This is a genomic window from Robertmurraya beringensis, assembly GCF_042433785.1.
Classification (GTDB): domain Bacteria; phylum Bacillota; class Bacilli; order Bacillales; family Cytobacillaceae; genus Robertmurraya_A; species Robertmurraya_A beringensis.
The window spans coordinates 37,894-56,498 of the sequence record NZ_JBHLUU010000025.1 but is presented as its reverse complement, the minus strand read 5'-3'; the positions used below and the strand labels follow the sequence as shown (position 1 = coordinate 56,498).

The following is an 18,605-nucleotide window of genomic DNA, read 5'->3' as shown; positions in this document are numbered from 1 at the left end:
TTTTTACAATAAAAAAACTATATTAATTTTTAGAAAATTTAGTTTTTACACTTGTAAGCCCTTCCATAAGATGTTATTATTCGAATATACCCAGTAAATATTTTAGTAATCCGTAAGTAAAAAATTTACGGGTGTCGAAAAGAACATGAAGAGGGTTATGAGATGGCTACTATCAAGGATATTGCGGACAAGTCGAATGTGTCGGCATCTACGGTTTCACGGGTCTTAAATAACGATGATACGATTTCCGTTCAGGATGAAACGAGGGAACGTATTTTCCATGTCGCTAAGGAACTTGGATACGAAACGATTTTAGAAAGACGGTTGAAACAAAAACAGCAGACTTCGAAACATGTCGGGATTATCGTTACCCAATCATTGGACGAGGAGATCAATGATCCATACTTTTTATCCATCCGCCAAGGCATTGAAATGGAACTTGCGAATCATGGGATCAGAACCGTTACGCTCCGTTTACATGAAACGGAGACCAATCAAATGATTGACGGCCTTGATGGACTCATTGTCGTGGGCAGGGTAAAAGAGATCGCGCTCAAGGCCATCAGTAAAGTGGAAAATGTGGTGTACATTAACCATTCGCCTAACGAGGATTTGTATGATGCGGTGGTGATTGATTTTGAAAAGGCCACAGAGAAAGCGATCAAGCATCTTTTAGCCACCGGCTACAAGAGAATCGGGTATATCGGAGGAAGGGAGAAGGAGCATAGCAAAAATCAAAAGTTCCTCTCTGAAGATAAACGTCTCACTACCTTTGAACGTTTGATGAAAGAACAAAAAATATTCGACCCGGAGACCGTTTTAATTGGTGAGTATACAATGGCACAGGGTTATGAATTAATGAAAAAAGCAATTAAAATGAGGAATTTTCCCGAGGCGTTTTTTATTGCCAGTGATCCGATGGCGATTGGGGCGTTAAGAGCATTACAAGAAGCCAATCTCAACGTTCCTGAGGATGTAGCCATTATTGGCTTTGACGATATTGAAGCTGCCTCATTCGCAAGTACACCTTTGACGACCATCAGAGTGCATACGTTGGAAATGGGGAAAACAGGAGTAAAACTTTTACTAGATCGCCTGAATGGTAGAGAGCTTCCATTAACCGTCACCCTGCCAACTGAATTGGTAATCCGTGAGAGCTGCAAGAAAAATAAATAACTTTTTAGGAGGTGGTTCTCGGATATTTCGACCATGTAGATCTTGTTCACCTATTTAACGCCCACCCTGCACAGCATGAAAGCTTACAGGGTGCAAAGTGACTGCCATCACACTGCATTGGGCGAAAACTAACTACTCCACCAATGAACGGGAGCTAATTCTATTATATAGTTGCTCCCAAACGTCAGCAAGAAAATGAACTCATTTGAATAGGTAATTTTACTTATTGTTTAAAAAATGACTAAGGGGGCGTTTATTTTGAAAAAGTTTTTAAAGACAGTGGCGGTTGCAGCCGCGTTGACAACGATTGTGGCTGGATGCAGTAAAGCATCCGGGGGGAATGAAGCAAACAGTGATCTGACGGTTGTAAACTTGTATTCGACGGTAACAAATGAAGCAGATAAAATCACGCTGCAAAATGTGGTAAAAAAGTTTGAAAAGGAAAATCCTGATATCGATATTAAAGAAAATTATCCTGCAGATGGGTACGAAGGAATGCTGCGGGTTAAAATGGCAGCCAATGATATGCCTGACTTATTTGATACCCACGGCTGGGCGATTCACCGTTACGGGGAATATGTTGAAGATTTAAAAGATATGGACTGGGTGAAGGATCTGGATCCAGCACTGGAGCAAATTTTAAAAGATGAATCTGGAAAAGTCTATGCGTACCCTCTAAACCAGGCAAAAGACGGACTTACATATAACGCAACCTTGCTAGAGGAATATGGAATTGAGCCGCCGACCACCTTTGATGAGTTCGTGACAGCACTTGAAACCATCAAGAAAAAAGGAAAGGGCGAAGTGACGCCACTTTGGTTTGCTGGTTCTGATAAATCCGCATTCGGACAGTATTTTGATCAGTTTTCCACACCACTATTAATTACTGGAGAACAAAACTATCAAAAAGAATTGCTAGATGGGACGTTCGATTGGTCAAATTATACGTTTCTAGCAGAAAAACTAAAGGAAATGCACGAGAAGAAGCTCCTGAATGAAGATATATTGACAGCCCAGAATCATCAGATGGTCGACTTAATGGCGCAGAACAAAATTGGATTTATCGTAGGCGGCGGAATGCTTGGTCCTTCTGTTGAAGAGGTAAACCCAGAGGTCAAGCTTGGGGTTATTCCCATGCCTGTGATCGAGGATGGCGACGAGCCGAGCTGGATTGGTGGCGAGCGTCATACATTAGCGGTTTGGAAAGATTCTAAAGTCAAAGATGAAGCGAAAAAGTTCTTAGAATTTATTTCGCAGCCGGAGATGGTGAAAGAGATTGCGGAGGGGACGTCTCTTCCAAGTGGTCTGACCAATACGGAATCGAAAAACTATTACTCTGAATACTACGAAAAGTACGCAGATGTTAAAGTTGAACCTTACTTCGACAGAGTTTACCTGCCAAGCGGTATGTGGGACCCAATGGGTGCTACTGGTCAAGAATTATTATCTGGAACAATGACACCGGAAGAAGTTTCGAAAAAGATGGAAGTGGAATATAAGAGATTGCTAGAGCAGAAGAAATAGTTTTGTGAGGGAGGAAGGTGTTATCGCCTCTCCTCCTAATCTAACATTCTAGGAGTTGGTGACGTTGATAGGAGTGGAGACAAGAAGCAAGTCGATGGCCGGCTCTTCTGTAGAAGTGAAAAGGAACCGTAAAAGGCGGAAGGAATCCTCGCTTTGGTGGATGTATCTTCCCGCTCTAGCAGCTGTCTGCTTTTTCATCCTTTATCCATTTTTAAACGGGATTAAAATTTCTTTTACAAACTGGAACGGGTTTTCACAAACGTACGACTATGTGGGCTTCAGTCAATATACGAGGATGCTGAAGGATCCGGATACGTGGCTGGTCGTAAAAAACACCTTGCTGTATGGTGTTGGCAGTACCGTTTTGCAAAACGTGATCGGTCTTGGGTACGCACTTTTATTAAACCAAAGAATCTACATGAAAAATTTTACGAGGACAATTGTGTACCTTCCGGTGATCATCAGCCCGCTGATTATGGGCTATATCTTCTACTTTTTCTTTGCCTTCCAAGGCGGGGCACTGAATGATCTGCTTGTATTTTTCGGACTGGATAAAATTAATGCCTTAGGCGATCCGAAAATTAATATTTGGTTGATCGTTTTCGTTAATACCTTCCAGTTTGTCGGGATTGCGATGATTATTTACTTGGCTGGATTGCAAAGTATTTCAAAGGATTATTACGAAGCGGCACAAATTGACGGAGCGTCTAGTTTTCAGCAATTTAAAAATATCACTCTGCCGATGTTAATGCCTTCCATCACCATCAACATGGTTATTAACATTATTGGGGGATTGAAATTGTTCGATGTCATCATTTCGCTGACAGGCGGCGGACCGGGCTATGCGTCGCAATCCATGTCTACGTTTATGTATGACCTTTATTTTAATAGACAAGATGCGGGATATGCCGCGACGCAAGGGGTATTTATGGCTATCATCATTTTGATTCTTAGTCTGGCAGCGCTTGTGTACTTCAAACGGAAGGAGATTGAGGCGTAATGGACTATATGGGTAAAAAGAAAAAGTGGTTACTCTCAGGAGTTGCGCTTTTGATCTCAGCCTTTCACCTAATTCCTTTTTATATTTTGATTACGACCGCATTAAAGGAAAGGGGAGATTTTAGTTCGAAATGGGTGTTTCCCAAGGTCCTGGCGTTTGAGAACTTTGCGGAGGCGTGGGAAACGGCGAGTCTTGGCAATGCACTTTCGAATACTTCGATTATTACCTTTGTAAGTGCTTTATTATTGATAGTTCTGGGCTCGATGGCCGCCTATCCCTTGGCCAGAAGGCAGACGAAACTAAATAAATTTGTTTTCATGATATTTATTGCGGTGATGGTGATTCCGCCTTTAACCGCTTTAGTTCCATTATATAAGCTTGTAGTCGACATCGGAATGATGAATACTCTCGAAATTGCCATCTTGAATAATGTGGCGTCATTCCTTCCATTAGCCATTTTCTTGTATTCAGGCTTTATTCGCTCGACGATACCTAAGGAATTGGAAGAAGCCGCAAAAATGGATGGTGCTAGCACACTGGGTATCTTTTTCCGGATTGTATTCCCTTTGTTGAAGCCGGTTACGGCATCCATTTTAATCATTTCATGTGTATTCATTTGGAACGATTACCAATTCGCCATCTTCTTCCTTCAAGCAGAGGAAGTGAAGACTAGTACCGTTGCGCTGGCAGGATTCTTTGGGGAAAATGCCAACCGAATGAATCTTGTCGCTGCCGCCGCCATCATGGCTGTCCTTCCGATGGTCGTATTGTTTCTGCTATTGCAGAAGCACTTTGTTAAAGGGTTGGCATCTGGATCGGTTAAAGGATAATTTACGAGAAAAAGCTTCATATATTTAAACAAACTCACTTAAAAAATTGGAGGTTCACTTATGTCTAAAATTACTTTTCTTGGAGCAGGTAGTACCGTATTTGCAAAAAATGTGTTAGGAGATTGCATGTTTGTTGACGCGTTGGATGGCTTCGAATTTGCCTTATTTGATATTGATGAACAACGTTTGCGTGATTCCGAACAAATGCTAAACAATTTAAAGGAAACACTCGGGAAAAACCTAACGATTAAAGCGTATACGGATCAGAAGGAATCTTTAAGAGGCGCGAAATATGTTATCAATGCGATCCAGGTTGGAGGCTATAAACCGAGTACCGTGATCGATTTTGAAATTCCGAAAAAATATGGCTTACGGCAGACCATTGCCGATACAGTTGGAATCGGCGGAATCTTCCGTAACCTACGAACGATTCCGGTGATGCTTGATTTTGCGAAGGATATGGAAGAAGTTTGTCCGGATGCCTTATTTATGAATTATACCAACCCGATGGCTGTCTTGACTGGGGTCATGAATCGTTTTACCAATATTAAAACGGTTGGTCTCTGTCACAGTGTGCAGGTTTGTACAAAAGATTTATTTGAGGCATTGGGCATGGACCGTACAGGTGTGAAGGAGAAAATTGCCGGGATTAATCATATGGCGTGGCTGCTTGAGGTTAGCAAGGATGGCGTGGACTTGTATCCTGAAATTAAGAGAAGAGCCCGTGAATTGCAAAAAACAAAGCATGGCGATATGATTCGATTTGAGCTTATGGATAAGTTTGGATATTATGTGACGGAGTCATCTGAACACAATGCGGAATATCACCCGTACTTTATCAAATCTCGTTACCCTGAGTTAATTGAGCGTTTCAATATACCGCTAGATGAATACCCACGTCGCTGTGAAAAGCAAATTAATGATTGGGTAGCCATGAGGGAGGATCTGGTTAATAATCATTCCTTGAATCATGTTCGTTCTCGTGAATATGGATCGCGCATTATTGAAGCCATGGAGACAGATGTTCCGTTTAAATTTGGTGGGAATGTCTTAAATACCGGTAGACTAATTAGCAATCTTCCAGAAAAAGCTTGTGTCGAAGTGCCTTGTATCGCGGACCGCAGCGGAATTACTCCAACCTATGTGGGGGACCTTCCAGAGCAGCTCGCAGCATTAAACCGTACGAATATCAACACACAACTCTTAACCATCGAAGCAGCAGTCACGTTGAAAAAGGAATATATTTACCAGGCTGCCATGCTTGACCCGCATACCGCTGCTGAGTTATCCATGGACGACATTATCTCTCTATGTGACGACTTAATTGAAGCACATGGTGAATGGCTGCCGAAATTTACAAGTGAGAATGGTGTAGCTGTTACGTTATAGTTCCTAGTTCCATCATAAAGGAGACCGGATTCTGGGTGAATCCGGTCTCTGTTTTTATTACTTTTGCAAATTAGCGGCAAATGAGTTTTAATAGCCGAAAAATTCCGCTTAATTAAAAAATACGATAAAAAATAGCTTTAATAGACGGAGAAATTCCGCCTATAGACTCGAAAAACGTGAAAATATGGCTTTTTCCTTTACATAACCGGAAAACCTCCCCTTATTAACCCCCGAAACGGGCTTCGTTCTGCATCTAACCGGAAAAACTCCGCTTATTATACTTTGGAAGCTACCATCCTTTTAATAACTTACTTATCTTAATAAATTCACATCTGAGTCTGATCAAGCACATGCGAGGTGAAATGATTATTATATAATAAGAAAATGTAAATTCCTAACACAAAATTAACATTTCTTCCTCCCCTAAACCTTCTGAAAACCACCTATTCTAGTAAATAACACTATCTGAAAAGCTAAAGAAAGCAAAAATAAAAATGTTTCCCTTTACAAGAAATTTTCAAAAAATTAGTCGTGCGTCTAATGTCTCTTAATATCGATCTATTACACTTACATCTATAGTTTCGGAGAGGAGGGTGGATTACATATCCAATCCGTGTATTCAGACGAGCAATAGTAGGCATCGTTCATAAAGAGACTTGCAAAAATTACATACGAATCATTAAATCAACCTTTCAATTCACAAAAACAACATTCTTAAGGAGGAAGGAAACATGAATAAAGTAAAAGGTGGATTACTATTAGGTCTTGTATCAATCGCACTTGCTGGTTGTGGGAGTGAGGAAAGTAATGCAACGAGTGAAAGTGCAGCTGCCATTGAAGGAGATCTATCTTTTTACACCTCACAACCAGATGAAGATGCACAAAAATTAGTAGATGCATTCACACAGAAATATCCTGATGTAACTGTTCAAACGTATCGTTCAGGAACAGAAGAGGTCGTTAGCAAAATTAAAGCGGAGCAAAAAGCGGGAGATATTCAAGCAGATGTCTTATTAGTAGCGGATTCGGTCACGTTTGAGGATTTGAAAGAAGACGATCTATTACTTGAATATAAGTCAGAGGAACTCAGTGAAATTCCTTCTAATCTAGTCGATCCAGATGGCATGTATGCGGGGACAAAGGTGATGGCGACAGCCTTAGTAGCAAACACAGCGAATGTATCGGAAATGCCGGACTCATGGGATGTTTTAACAGATGAGAGCTCTAAAGGGGAAACTATCATGCCAAGTCCTTTTTATTCAGGAGCAGCTGCTTATAATTTAGGTGTATTTACACGAAATGAAACTTTCGGCTGGGACTATTTTAAGAGTTTAAAAGAAAATGACATGACGGTGACAAAAGGGAATGGAGCGGTTCTTCAAGCGGTTGCAGGTGGTGAAAAATCATATGGGATGGTTGTGGACTTTATCGTTGCACGAGCAAAAGCTGAAGGGTCTCCAGTAGAACTGATTTATCCAAAAGAAGGAGTACCAGTGATCACAGAACCAATCGGGATTATGAAGGATGCGGAAAACGAAGCAGCAGCCAAAGCGTTTGTTGATTTCGTTTTATCAGAAGAAGGTCAAGAATTAGCCGCGGAAATTGGTTATACACCAATACGCAAAGGTGTGGAAGCGCCAGAAGGGTTACAAACGATTGACGAAATGAATGTGATGGATGCAGATATTAGTGAATTATATCAAGCAAGAGAAGATGATAAAAAGGAATTTGAAACCATTTTTGGACAATAGAAGTTCTTCATAGCTATAAGGCTACTCAAATTCTTCCGTTGAGTTAGCCTTATTTCATAAGGTCATAATCATCTAAGGAGAGAAATCCTGAATGTTGCAAAATGTTATGAGTCGAGTTCAAAACCAAAATAAATGGTTGTTATTCATAGGTGTAGGTTTCGTCGTGGTCTTTTTTGTTTTACCTATATTTAGACTGGTTTTTCTAAGCTTTTCTTCCGAGGGTAGCTTCACCATAGGAAATTATACGTCCGTCCTTCAAGATCGTTCTACATGGAAAACGATTGAAAACACGTTATATGTCGTTGGAGGTTCGTCGATTATTGCGATCGTCTTAGGGGTGATGACGGCTTGGGTAGTAGCGTACACCAATATTAGGCGAAAAAAGCTGATTCAAGTTTTTATTTTTTTACCTTTTATTATTCCGTCTTATATCACAACCTTAGCATGGACTCAGTTCATGAATAAAAATGGATTTTTCGCTCATCTATTAAGCTTGCTTCCGGGATCAGTAGAACCTTTGAATATGTATAGTTTACAAGGAATCATTATGGTTATGGGATTCTCGCATTATCCACTTGTCTATTTATTGACGGTGGGTGTTCTTAGAAAAATTCCTCGTGATCTGGAATATGCGGCAAGGGTGTCAGGAGCAAGCAAGTGGCAGTCTTTCCAAAAAATCACCCTTCCGCTAGCAATACCTGGAATAGCGAGTGGTGGGTTTCTTGCCTTTCTTGCCAGCTTGGATAATTTTGGTATTCCTGCGTTTCTTGGAATACCAGGTAATATCCGAGTGCTAAGCACATATATCTATGAGCAAATCGTAGGGTTTGGGCCAAATTCCTTTGAACGGGCAGCGACTTTATCGGTGATTTTAGGATTCATTGCCTTAACAGGTACGTTTGTTCAGTGGTTGCTACTCAAAAAGGCTAAACATACGGAAACAGCGGTAGAGGATAAAGAACCTCGATTCCTATTAACTAAAAGAACCCGTCTTACGATTGAACTGCTGTTATGGAGCTTTTTGCTAGTAACCACCATGGTTCCGCTTCTATCTATGCTTTCTGCCTCACTGATTAAAGCATATGGGTTGCAGTTTGCACTTGAAAATATAAGTTTAAAAAACTATCAATTTGTGTTGCTTGAGAATCAAAAGGCCATCACTTCTTTAAAAAACAGTGCTAACTTAGCGATCTTCACGGCGGTTGTTTGTTTGGTGATCGGTACGGGAATAGCTTACGTTAGGACAAAAAAGCCCTCTATGATCTCAAAAGGGGTAGAAATGATTATTGGCATTCCTTATGCCTTACCTGGTACGGTTTTAGCCTTAGCGATGATTTTTGCTTGGATGGAACCCATCCCGGGTTGGAATCCCGGAATCTACGGAACCATCACGATTTTATTCATCGCTTATGTGACCCGTTTTTTAATTTTACAGGTCAGGGGAAGCATTACCGCGTTTATGCAGGTTGACCCTTCGATGGAGGAAGCAGCGAGAGTGAGTGGTTCGAATGGATTTTATAAATGGCAGCAAATTTTAATACCATTGATTTTTCCTGGAGTCATCAGTGGTGCATTACTTGTCTTTTTAACCGCACTAACGGAACTAACGGTTTCCTCCCTTTTATGGTCTAGTGGATCGGAGACGATCGGGCTTGTGATCTTCAATTTTGAACAAGCAGGGTATTCCACTTACTCCACTGCTTTCTCAAGTATCATTGTTTTGTTTATTTTATTAGCCATTATGATGGTAGCGGTCTTGCAAAAGGTATGGGATAGGAGGATGTTGCATCATGACCACTCAAATTAAGAACGTAAATAAAAATTATGGTTCCTTTAACGCCTTGCGTCAAATCAACTTGGATATAAAAGAAGGGGAGTTTGTTGCAATTCTTGGGCCATCAGGCTGTGGGAAAACCACATTGCTTCGATTATTAGCTGGTTTTGATTCACCATCTTCAGGAGATGTGTGGATGAATCATAAATTAATCGCGAACTCAACCTTCTTCTTGCCACCCGAAAAGCGTAATATCGGAATGGTCTTTCAATCCTTTGCTTTGTGGCCGCATATGAATGTAAGGGATCATATTCGTTTTCCTCTAAAACACCATCAATTTTTAAGTGAAGAACTGAAACCCAGCATCGATCATCGAGTGGACGAAGTGTTAAAAATGGTAGATATGCATCATCTTGGAGAAAGAATGCCAAGTGAACTTTCAGGAGGTCAAAAACAAAGGGTGGCTTTAGCACGTGCGATCGCTCCTAAACCCGCCTTATTGTTAATGGACGAACCACTTAGTAGCTTAGATGCTGAATTGCGAATGGGGATGCGAAAGGAGATTCAGCAACTTCACCAAGTGACAAAGGCTTCAATTGTGTATGTGACACATGACCAAAGTGAAGCACTAGCCATGGCGGATAAAATCGTTGTCATGAATAAAGGAAAGATTGAACAAGTAGGAACTCCGAAGGAAATTTATAGCTCACCAACCACATCATTCGTTGCCTCCTTTGTGGGGAAAGCGAACTTAATAAAAGGAAAATGGGAAGGTACGGCCTTTTATCCATTTCATCAACCTTCTATTAAATGGGATGGAACGGCGGTCACCTCAGAATTAAGAGCGAAAAACCTCTTTCCAGCTCGACCCGAACAACTAGAACTCTCATTGAGTGACGATGGTGTAAAAGGAATAATCACGAATGTGCAATATCAAGGAAAAGAGATTCACTATACGATTATGGTTGAAGGGGAGCAGTGGGTAGTTCATCAAGATATTTTTGCTGAATTTTCCATCGGGGAAGAAGTATATGTTCATTTAAAGGAATGGACATATGGTAAGAGAATGGATGAGAGAAAAGAACTTCATTTTGCATGAATCAAAAAACAGGGCTGACTTAAGGAAGGTATAAGTCTGCCTTGTTTTATTTTTTTACCAGAATAGAAAATTAATATTTATAGGTGTACAATCAATCACATTATAGGTTAATGATATTTTGGTTAAAAATATAATTGACCAACATAAAAAAAGTTTAGTAATATAGGATTTACAAAGGAAAACGTTTTCTCCAATTCGAGGTGGTGATTGTATGTCCATTACTATTCAAGATATTGCTAAAGAGGCACAGGTTTCAATCTCAACTGTTTCAAGAGTCATTAATAAATCAAAAACAGTTAGTCCGGAATTACAGAAGAGAGTAGAAGAAGTAATTAAAAAAAATGATTTCAAGCCTAATTCCTTAGCAAGAGGTTTAATTACTAATCAAACAAACATTATCGGAATTATAGTACCGGATATCTCAAATCCCGTATTCGGTGCTTTAACGAAGGGAATTAACAGTGTTTGTGAACAAAAAAATTATACTTTAATGGTTTGTGAATCGGGGGGGAAACAGGAAAAGGAAATTGAACTATTAAAGATATTAGGAGATAAAAAAATAGATGGTGTTTTATTTGCAGGAGTCGATGTAAACCCTACTCTAATAGATGGAATGAAAAAGAATGAATTCCCAGTAGTTTTGGTCACTCAAGAAGCATCAGGTGGGGAAGAAATATTATATACAGTCGTTCATGACAATATTCGGGCAACATACGATGCGGTCTCTTTTTTAATTGAAAATAATCATAAAAAAATCGCATTTATAGGCGGACCCGAAAATGATTATTCGTCTGGGCAAAAACGGATGAAAGGATTTCAGTTAGCCTTAAAAGAAAACGAACTTGTAGTTCCGGATTCATATATTGAACATGGGGATTTCACCTTTGACTCCGGATATAATTGTATGAAGAGAATTTATGAAGAAAATTTAGTATTACCAACTGCAGTAATGGTCTGCAACGATGTAATGGCTATTGGGGCGATCAGATTTTTAAAAAGTGCTCAAGTTTCAGTTCCTGACGATATTTCCATTTTAGGGTTCGATGACTCAGAAATAGGAAAATACTTTACCCCTGAATTATCGACGGTTAGAATTTCTTACTTTGATGAGGGTGTTAAAGCAGCAAAGACGCTTTTTAAGCTTATGAGTAAAAAGAATACAACGATACCAAAGACACAATTTGTACCACATAAAATAATTAGAAGAAATAGTGTGCGTAGAATATAGATAAACTTTAAAGATCAGGAAATCCTTTTCCTGTTCTTTTTGTTTTTCTTTTTTATTTTTTACATAAATGACACTATTTTAGTATTTAGAGGGTAGAATTAAAGAAAACCTATTAAAATAATATAAATTTTTTAAAAATTTTGATTGATTTGAGACATCCTTATAATCTATAATTCTATTTAACGGAGGAAAACGTTTTCACATTAGGAAAACGTTTTCCTAAATTTAATTTAAGGTGGGGGATACTTAATGAAGCAAAAAGTTAAAAAATTATTGGCACCATTAGTTGCAGGTTCACTCATTTTTTCTTTAGCAGCATGCAGTGGTAAATCTTCAACTTCAAACTCGGAATCATCAAATGAACCTGTGACAATCACGTTCTCATTTGACCAAGGAATTGGAAAACCGGCTCAACAATTGATCGATGAGTACAATGCAAGTCAAGACAAAGTGAAAGTGGAAACGAATATTTTGCCACAGGATGCAAACGTGGTTCATGATGATTTCGTCAACAAGTTAGCTTCTGGTGATACAAGTGTAGATGTTATGGCTGTGGATGTGGTCTATGTATCAGAGTTTGCTGCCGCTGGCTGGTTAGAAGATTTAACTCCACATTTTGATGAATCTACACAAGATAAGTACCTGCCTGGAACCATTGATGCGGCAACGTACGATGGGAAACTGGTATCGTTCCCATGGTTCACTAATGCAAGCGCTCTATTTTACCGTAAAGACGTGCTCGAACAACTGGGAGTACAACCGCCTACTACATACCAAGGATGGATGGATCTTTCAGAAAAAGCAAAGGGTGTAAATGGGGTTGAATATGTGGCAGATTTCCAAGCCGCACAATCGGAAGCTTTGGTTTGTAACTGGGTAGAATTTGTAGCGAATAATGGAGGGGAAGTATTAGACTCTTCTGGCAAACCAGTTGTAAATTCTGAAAACAATATCGAAGCTACAAAAATTATGGCTGATTTAGTGAAAAATTATGCTCCAGAAGGAATTACCACCTATACAGAACCAGAAAGTGAACAAGTATTTTTAGATGGTAAAGCTTTATTTTTACGTGATTGGTCTGGATTCTGGAGCCAAGCAAACCGTGAGGGTTCAAAAGTAAAAGACCTAGTTGGAGTAGCTACTTTACCAATTGGTCCAAATGGGGATGAACCACATTCAACTTTAGGTGGCTTAAATCTTGTCATCAATAAAGCCATAGACGAAGACCAAAAAGAAGCAGCTGTTGACTTCATAAAATATTTGTCTGGTGAAAAAGCACAAAAAGAAATGAATTTAATCGCGGCACAACCACCAGTATTACAATCGGTTTATACAGATCCAGAAGTTCTAGAAGTCAATCCGTTTTACGAAGAGTTTTATGGAATTATTATGAATGGTAAAGCAAGACCGATGTCTCCTAAGTACGCAAAGGTTTCTGATGCTATTCAAAGAAATATCCACTCTGCTTTAACTGGAGAAGTGAGCGTGGAAAAGGCGCTAGATAAGACCCAAAGCGAACTTGAAGAGTTAAGCAAATAAGAAAAAATGAATATCACCTGCAGAATACCTGACTTTCTGCAGGTGATTTCATAAGAAAGGATAAATGTGGGAATGAAAAGTTCACTGCAAAAACAGGAAACGAGAGACGCCTGGATCATGATGTCCCCAGCGATTATCATGTTGTTGATTATTGCTGTTTATCCAATCGTAAGAACTTTTTGGATTAGTTTGCATGAAATGGTGTTGACAGACCCAGGTTCTGGATTTCCGTTTATTGGGATTGAGAATTATGTGAAATTGTTTCAAGATCCAAGAGCATTAGCTTCCATTGGTTTTACATTTAAATTCACGATAACGACCGTTGTATTGGAATTGATCATTGGTGTGGGTGCTGCACTCATCATGAATAAAACGTTTAAAGGACGAGGAATGGTCCGGGCAGCCATTTTGATTCCATGGGCGATTCCAACAACTGTATCTGCTCTTATGTGGAAATTTATCTATAATGACCAGTATGGCTTGTTTAATGATGTGTTATTTCGAATGGGGATTATTGATGAATATAAAGCTTGGTTAAGTACAGAGAGCGGTACCTTCATGGCGCTTGTGATCACAGATGTGTGGAAGACGGCTCCGTTTATGGCTTTATTAATACTAGCTGGACTTCAAATGATCCCGAATGAATTGTATGAATCTGCCAAAATTGATGGAGCAAATGCCTTTCAGTCGTTTGTGAAAATTACTTTGCCAATGGTAAAAAGTACGATATTAGTTGCTTTGTTATTCAGAACATTAGATGCATTTAGAGTCTTTGATTTGGTTTCCGTTATGACCGGTGGGGCCAATGGATCTGAAAGTGTATCTTTATATGCGTATAATAACCTGATGAAATTCCTAGATTTCGGATATGGTTCTGCGCTGTCTATTCTGATTTTTATCATCGTCTTTATCATTAGTCTGATTTACATGAAAGCTTTAGGCAAAAATCTAGCTTAGTTTCAGGAAAGGAAGGTATAAGATGGATGTTAAAACGAAGAAAATGCTAAAAAATTCCTTGTTTTATATCATGGTCCTCTTGTTTTTAGTCTTTATTATGCTGCCATTTATCTGGCAATTTTTAACGTCAATAAAACCGCTGTCGGAAATAGCATCTATACCTGCAAAATGGTTTCCGAGCAAAATAAACGTCCAATTTTATTTTAACGTGTTTGAAAAACATCCGTTTGCACGGTATTTATTAAATAGTTTTATCGTTGCTTCGATTACAACATTTTTAAGCATCTTGATTGGCGCTTCTGCCTCCTATGCTTTGGCAAGGCTCCGCTTTAAAGGGAAAAAAGTAGTGCTTATGGCGATTTTAAGCATTTCGATGTTCCCTACAATTTCAACCGTAAGCCCATTGTTTTTAATTTTAAAGAATCTGGGGTTATTGAATACATATGCCGGGTTAATCATTCCTTATATCACATTCGCTTTGCCGTTATCGATTTGGTTGTTAACTAATTTCTTCAGTCAATTACCGAAAAGCTTCGAGGAAGCAGCTATTCTTGACGGGTGTACTAGGATGCAAATTTTCTTTAAGATCATGCTGCCATTAATCAAGCCTGCCACATTCTCGGTAGCTTTGTTGGTGTTTATCAATTCATGGAATGAATATATTTATGGATTAACGTTTATGACAGATGACAATATGAGAACGGTACCGGTGGGAATTTCTCTATTCCCAAGTAACTATGAACTTCCATGGGGTGATATGGCTGCCGCTTCGATTGTCGTAACCGTACCGCTAATTATTTTAGTCTTATTATTCCAGAAGAGGATTATTGCAGGGTTAACATCAGGTGGAGTAAAAGAATAAAGGAGGAGTCAACATGGGGAAAATTCGATTTGGACTAATTGGTTCTGGGTGGCGTGCTGAATTTTACATACGAATTGCGAGGGCGATTCCTGATCAATATGAATTAACAGAAGTATTGATCAGGGATAAAGAAAAAGGGGAGAAATTCGCTGAAACCTTTGGGGTGAAAGTGGTGAATTCTTTAGATGACTTGATGCAAAGTAATCCAGATTATGTGGTATTGTCGATTAAGAGAGGTACAGTTACCGATTATTTGATAGATTTATTCAAAAAAGGGATTCCAGTTTTATGCGAAACGCCTCCTGGCGAAACCATTGAATCGTTGGAAGAACTGTGGGAACAAGCGAAAAAATACGATGCAAAAATACAAATAGCCGAACAATATTTTCTTCAGCCTTTATATGCTTCCTGGCTGAAAGTCATTCAAGACGGAAAACTTGGAGAAGTAAGTAACGTTAATCTATCATCGCTGCATGGATATCATGGAACGAGTATGATTCGGAAGTTTCTTAATATTGATTTTGATAACTGTGTGATGTACGGGAAAAGGTTTTCCTTTGATGTAACAGAGACATATGGGCGTGAAGGCATGCTTTTCGACGGGGAGACTTTTTCTTGTAGAAGAGACCGTTTGACTTTGGAATTCGAAAACGGAAAAGTCGCGTTTTTTGATTTTTCCGACCCTGCTCAGTACCACTCATTTATACGAACACGTCAATTGACTATACAAGGGGTTAGAGGAGAAATTGACGATTTGACCGTTCGATATCTTACACCTGATAACGTACCTGTTACACAAGAATTAAACCGAATCGATTTGGGAAGATACAGCAATCAGGAATGGTCGCATTTCGCACTGATGCTAGGCGAAGAATTTGTTTATAAAACTCCTTTCAAGAATGCTAGATTGAATGATGATGAAATTGCCGTGGCTACCTGCATGCTTTTGATGGGTGAATATTTGTCTACCGGCAAGCCCTTTTATTCGTTAGATGAAGCATTACAAGATACATATCTTTCTCTAATGATGGAAGAGGCTCTTAACCATCCGAATATAGAAATTAGAACGTCAATCAGAGCTTGGGCGGAGGCGTAACACCTCTTTATTAAGAGATTCGTCGATCTCATCAAGTTGATCAGATTCTGAAATGAATACGATACTTTTAATTGGGAATTTTCTGTACTGGATTCGGCCAATGATGAAATCAGATTTTATGGAAAAAACATGATGTGCGTTGCACGTTGTTTATCGATTTGAAAACAAATCAATCAGTCATTAATTATGTAGATGAAAACGGGGAAATTGCTCAATATTTGATATAAAAGGGAGAGAGTATGTATGAAATTACCAATCAATGAAAGTGGATTAGCGGCTAGTCAACTTATTTACGGATGCATGGGGCTTGGAGGGGGATGGAATCGAGATCCGATCCAATCTGAGCATATTACGCAAGCACACGAAGTAGTGGAACTTGCGCTGGAAAACGGAATTAATATGTTTGATCATGCTGATATTTATGCATTTGGAAAAGCGGAAACAGTCTTTGGTCAAGTATTGAAAGAAAAACCAACTTTACGTGAAAACATGATTCTTCAATCGAAACTTGGGATTCGCTTTCCTGATGAGGAAAAAGGCTTGCCTGCACGCTATGATTTTTCAAAGTCTTATATACTTGATAGTGTCGATGGTATTCTTTCTAGGTTAAATATAGATTATTTGGATGTTCTCTTGTTACACCGTCCAGATGTCCTTATGGATTCAAGAGAAGTAGCAGAGGCTTTTCACCAATTAAAATCTTCAGGAAAGGTCCGTTACTTTGGTGTTTCGAACATGAGTGCCGGGCAAATCCGTTTATTGCAAAATAACTGCAATGAGAAGCTCATTGTCAACCAATTAGAAATGAGTCTAGATAAAATCGGCTGGCTTGAAACAGGGGTGCATGTGAATCAAGTGGCTGCACGTGACAATGTGCTCCCTGAAGGAACGCTTGAATATTGTCAATTAGAAAATATCCAACTGCAAGCGTGGGGTTCACTGGCAAAAGGAATATATACAGGGCGCGACCTTGAAAATGCCGGCGAGAATGTTAAGAATACGGCTTTGTTGGTGCAAAGGTTCGCAGAGGAAAAACAAGTTTCGCAGGAAGCCATTGTGCTGGCGTGGTTGATGAAGCATCCGGCAGCGATACAACCGGTTATTGGAACAACAAACCTTGCACGGATTCAGGGGTGTGTCGAGGCATTAAAGGTGACGCTTAGTCGTGACGAATGGTACACCTTATATGTTAGTTCAAGAGGAGTAAGCTTGCCATAGAACAGTAAGCAATAATTAACCAAGATAGTTAATAAGTAAAATAGATTACTAACAAAGAAAGGGTCCTTATACAGGGCTCTTTTATTTTGTCTTGAAGGTGGTACGGTATCGGTTACGTTAGTGACAATTGAGAATTGCGGTAAAGTTCCACACGTGAGAAAAAGAGAGATTACAATCGGAGAAGGGGAATATGTATTCAGAGGGTGAAGTAGGTAATGTAATAGATAAGTAAATTACAAGATATTGAAAAAAATGTAGAAAGGTATTGGATAGTAAAAGATACAAAATAACTATGTGAAAGTCGAAAGAATATATGGACCATGTGATAGAGACTCAATGAGAGAAATATATAAATAATGATGGACCAGGACAATCATTACTATTAATTCTTCTATATGTTCCCAACTTAGATTGGGAACATAATAAAAAATATAGTGTGCTATGTATATACTGTAATATATACATGTATAATAAGGGAGAGGCTGGAATCGTGTTCGATTGGGATAGACACAATATATGGAAAGTAGAAAGACACAATCTTTCAACGGAGGAAGTAGAACAAGTGTTTTACGATCCCAACAGATGTAAACACAATGCATACGACGGAAGAAGAAAGATAATTGGAATGACCGAAGATGGACGATTGCTAACTATTGTTTATGAGAAAAGAGAGAAAAAAATTAGACCAATCACAGGTTGGGATTCAGAAGAACCAGAAAAACGTGCCTATAACAGAAGAAGGAGGAGTTAATCATGACTTTATCAAACAGAAAAGAACCAGAGTTGAATAAAAATGGAAAAATCATTATCCACCATGAATCTGAAATTCCAAAAGGAATGACCGAAGATGAAGCAGTTGAGTTTTGGGAAACCCATAGAATGAGCGAAGAACTGCTAGAAGACAGTTACATTCCTGAAGATGACGAAGATGACCTACCACCCCCTAGAAAGACCTCAACAAGTACAAAACCAATTAATATAAGATTCGAAGAGGATTTGTTAGAAAGATTACAACATTTAGCTGCAATCAAAAGCATTCCTTACCAAACCCTATTAAAGCAATTTGTAACGGAAAGAGTTTACGAAGAAGAAAAAAGAGAAAAGGTACTATAAACCACCAAGAAACGGTGGTTTTTTTGTTGTGGATAAGAAAGCCCTAAGC

Annotated in this window: 16 protein-coding genes; all 16 read left to right on the top strand. The window is 39.1% G+C overall.

What is annotated here, in order from left to right:
* Positions 1-162 precede the first annotated feature (162 nt).
* Positions 163-1,176, top strand: coding sequence for a LacI family DNA-binding transcriptional regulator (locus ACFFHF_RS08640; protein ID WP_377057888.1), 1,014 nt, complete (start codon positions 163-165; stop codon positions 1,174-1,176).
* Positions 1,177-1,434: 258 nt separating this feature from the next.
* A complete protein-coding gene (locus tag ACFFHF_RS08635) occupies positions 1,435-2,700 on the top strand; it encodes an ABC transporter substrate-binding protein (RefSeq protein WP_377057887.1) in 1,266 nt (421 codons plus the stop codon).
* 94 nt (positions 2,701-2,794) lie between these two features.
* Entirely contained in the window at positions 2,795-3,700 is a 906-nt protein-coding gene (locus tag ACFFHF_RS08630; protein ID WP_119710581.1) for a carbohydrate ABC transporter permease, read from the top strand.
* Entirely contained in the window at positions 3,700-4,530 is an 831-nt protein-coding gene (locus tag ACFFHF_RS08625; protein WP_377057886.1) for a carbohydrate ABC transporter permease, read from the top strand. The genes ACFFHF_RS08630 and ACFFHF_RS08625 overlap by 1 nt, the downstream gene beginning before the upstream one ends.
* Before the next feature lie 60 nt (positions 4,531-4,590).
* Positions 4,591-5,919, top strand: coding sequence for an alpha-glucosidase/alpha-galactosidase (locus ACFFHF_RS08620; RefSeq protein WP_377057885.1), 1,329 nt, complete (start codon positions 4,591-4,593; stop codon positions 5,917-5,919).
* 731 nt (positions 5,920-6,650) lie between these two features.
* A complete protein-coding gene (locus ACFFHF_RS08615; RefSeq protein ID WP_160548848.1) occupies positions 6,651-7,670 on the top strand; it encodes an ABC transporter substrate-binding protein in 1,020 nt (339 codons plus the stop codon).
* Between the two features lie 91 nt (positions 7,671-7,761).
* Positions 7,762-9,477, top strand: a complete 1,716-nt coding sequence (locus tag ACFFHF_RS08610) for an ABC transporter permease (RefSeq protein WP_340903675.1) — start codon at positions 7,762-7,764, stop codon at positions 9,475-9,477.
* Positions 9,461-10,543 (top strand): ABC transporter ATP-binding protein, encoded by a 1,083-nt coding sequence (locus ACFFHF_RS08605; RefSeq protein ID WP_377057883.1) that lies wholly within the window; start codon positions 9,461-9,463, stop codon positions 10,541-10,543. Before ACFFHF_RS08610 ends, ACFFHF_RS08605 begins: the two co-directional genes overlap by 17 nt.
* A gap of 211 nt (positions 10,544-10,754) precedes the next feature.
* Positions 10,755-11,771, top strand: a complete 1,017-nt coding sequence (locus ACFFHF_RS08600) for a substrate-binding domain-containing protein (RefSeq protein WP_160548851.1) — start codon at positions 10,755-10,757, stop codon at positions 11,769-11,771.
* Between the two features lie 249 nt (positions 11,772-12,020).
* A complete protein-coding gene (locus tag ACFFHF_RS08595; RefSeq protein WP_160548852.1) occupies positions 12,021-13,310 on the top strand; it encodes an extracellular solute-binding protein in 1,290 nt (429 codons plus the stop codon).
* Positions 13,311-13,382: 72 nt separating this feature from the next.
* The gene (locus tag ACFFHF_RS08590; RefSeq protein WP_340903673.1) at positions 13,383-14,267 is read left to right on the top strand and encodes a carbohydrate ABC transporter permease; all 885 of its coding nucleotides are present in this window, start codon (positions 13,383-13,385) and stop codon (positions 14,265-14,267) included.
* Between the two features lie 22 nt (positions 14,268-14,289).
* Positions 14,290-15,129, top strand: coding sequence for a carbohydrate ABC transporter permease (locus tag ACFFHF_RS08585; protein WP_377057882.1), 840 nt, complete (start codon positions 14,290-14,292; stop codon positions 15,127-15,129).
* Between the two features lie 13 nt (positions 15,130-15,142).
* On the top strand, positions 15,143-16,225 hold the full coding sequence (locus ACFFHF_RS08580; protein WP_340903672.1) for a Gfo/Idh/MocA family protein: 1,083 nt from the start codon (positions 15,143-15,145) through the stop codon (positions 16,223-16,225).
* A 243-nt stretch (positions 16,226-16,468) separates the two neighbouring features.
* On the top strand, positions 16,469-17,443 hold the full coding sequence (locus ACFFHF_RS08575) for an aldo/keto reductase (protein WP_160548855.1): 975 nt from the start codon (positions 16,469-16,471) through the stop codon (positions 17,441-17,443).
* A 490-nt stretch (positions 17,444-17,933) separates the two neighbouring features.
* Positions 17,934-18,194, top strand: a complete 261-nt coding sequence (locus ACFFHF_RS08570; RefSeq protein ID WP_160548856.1) for a BrnT family toxin — start codon at positions 17,934-17,936, stop codon at positions 18,192-18,194.
* 2 nt (positions 18,195-18,196) lie between these two features.
* Positions 18,197-18,556: a CopG family antitoxin gene (locus tag ACFFHF_RS08565; RefSeq protein WP_160548857.1), complete on the top strand. Its 360-nt coding sequence runs from the start codon at positions 18,197-18,199 to the stop codon at positions 18,554-18,556.
* Positions 18,557-18,605 lie beyond the last annotated feature (49 nt).

Excerpts from the sequence above, each read along its gene's own strand:
- ACFFHF_RS08640 (WP_377057888.1), top strand. The coding sequence starts at position 163 with ATGGCTACTATCAAGGATATTGCGGACAAGTCGAATGTGTCGGCATCT.
- ACFFHF_RS08615 (WP_160548848.1), top strand. The coding sequence starts at position 6,651 with ATGAATAAAGTAAAAGGTGGATTACTATTAGGTCTTGTATCAATCGCA.
- ACFFHF_RS08590 (WP_340903673.1), top strand. The coding sequence starts at position 13,383 with ATGAAAAGTTCACTGCAAAAACAGGAAACGAGAGACGCCTGGATCATG.
- ACFFHF_RS08600 (WP_160548851.1), top strand. The coding sequence starts at position 10,755 with ATGTCCATTACTATTCAAGATATTGCTAAAGAGGCACAGGTTTCAATC.
- ACFFHF_RS08585 (WP_377057882.1), top strand. The coding sequence starts at position 14,290 with ATGGATGTTAAAACGAAGAAAATGCTAAAAAATTCCTTGTTTTATATC.
- ACFFHF_RS08575 (WP_160548855.1), top strand. The coding sequence starts at position 16,469 with ATGAAATTACCAATCAATGAAAGTGGATTAGCGGCTAGTCAACTTATT.
- ACFFHF_RS08595 (WP_160548852.1), top strand. The coding sequence starts at position 12,021 with ATGAAGCAAAAAGTTAAAAAATTATTGGCACCATTAGTTGCAGGTTCA.
- ACFFHF_RS08625 (WP_377057886.1), top strand. The coding sequence starts at position 3,700 with ATGGACTATATGGGTAAAAAGAAAAAGTGGTTACTCTCAGGAGTTGCG.
- ACFFHF_RS08620 (WP_377057885.1), top strand. The coding sequence starts at position 4,591 with ATGTCTAAAATTACTTTTCTTGGAGCAGGTAGTACCGTATTTGCAAAA.
- ACFFHF_RS08565 (WP_160548857.1), top strand. The coding sequence starts at position 18,197 with ATGACTTTATCAAACAGAAAAGAACCAGAGTTGAATAAAAATGGAAAA.
- ACFFHF_RS08610 (WP_340903675.1), top strand. The coding sequence starts at position 7,762 with ATGTTGCAAAATGTTATGAGTCGAGTTCAAAACCAAAATAAATGGTTG.
- ACFFHF_RS08605 (WP_377057883.1), top strand. The coding sequence starts at position 9,461 with ATGACCACTCAAATTAAGAACGTAAATAAAAATTATGGTTCCTTTAAC.
- ACFFHF_RS08630 (WP_119710581.1), top strand. The coding sequence starts at position 2,795 with ATGGCCGGCTCTTCTGTAGAAGTGAAAAGGAACCGTAAAAGGCGGAAG.
- ACFFHF_RS08580 (WP_340903672.1), top strand. The coding sequence starts at position 15,143 with ATGGGGAAAATTCGATTTGGACTAATTGGTTCTGGGTGGCGTGCTGAA.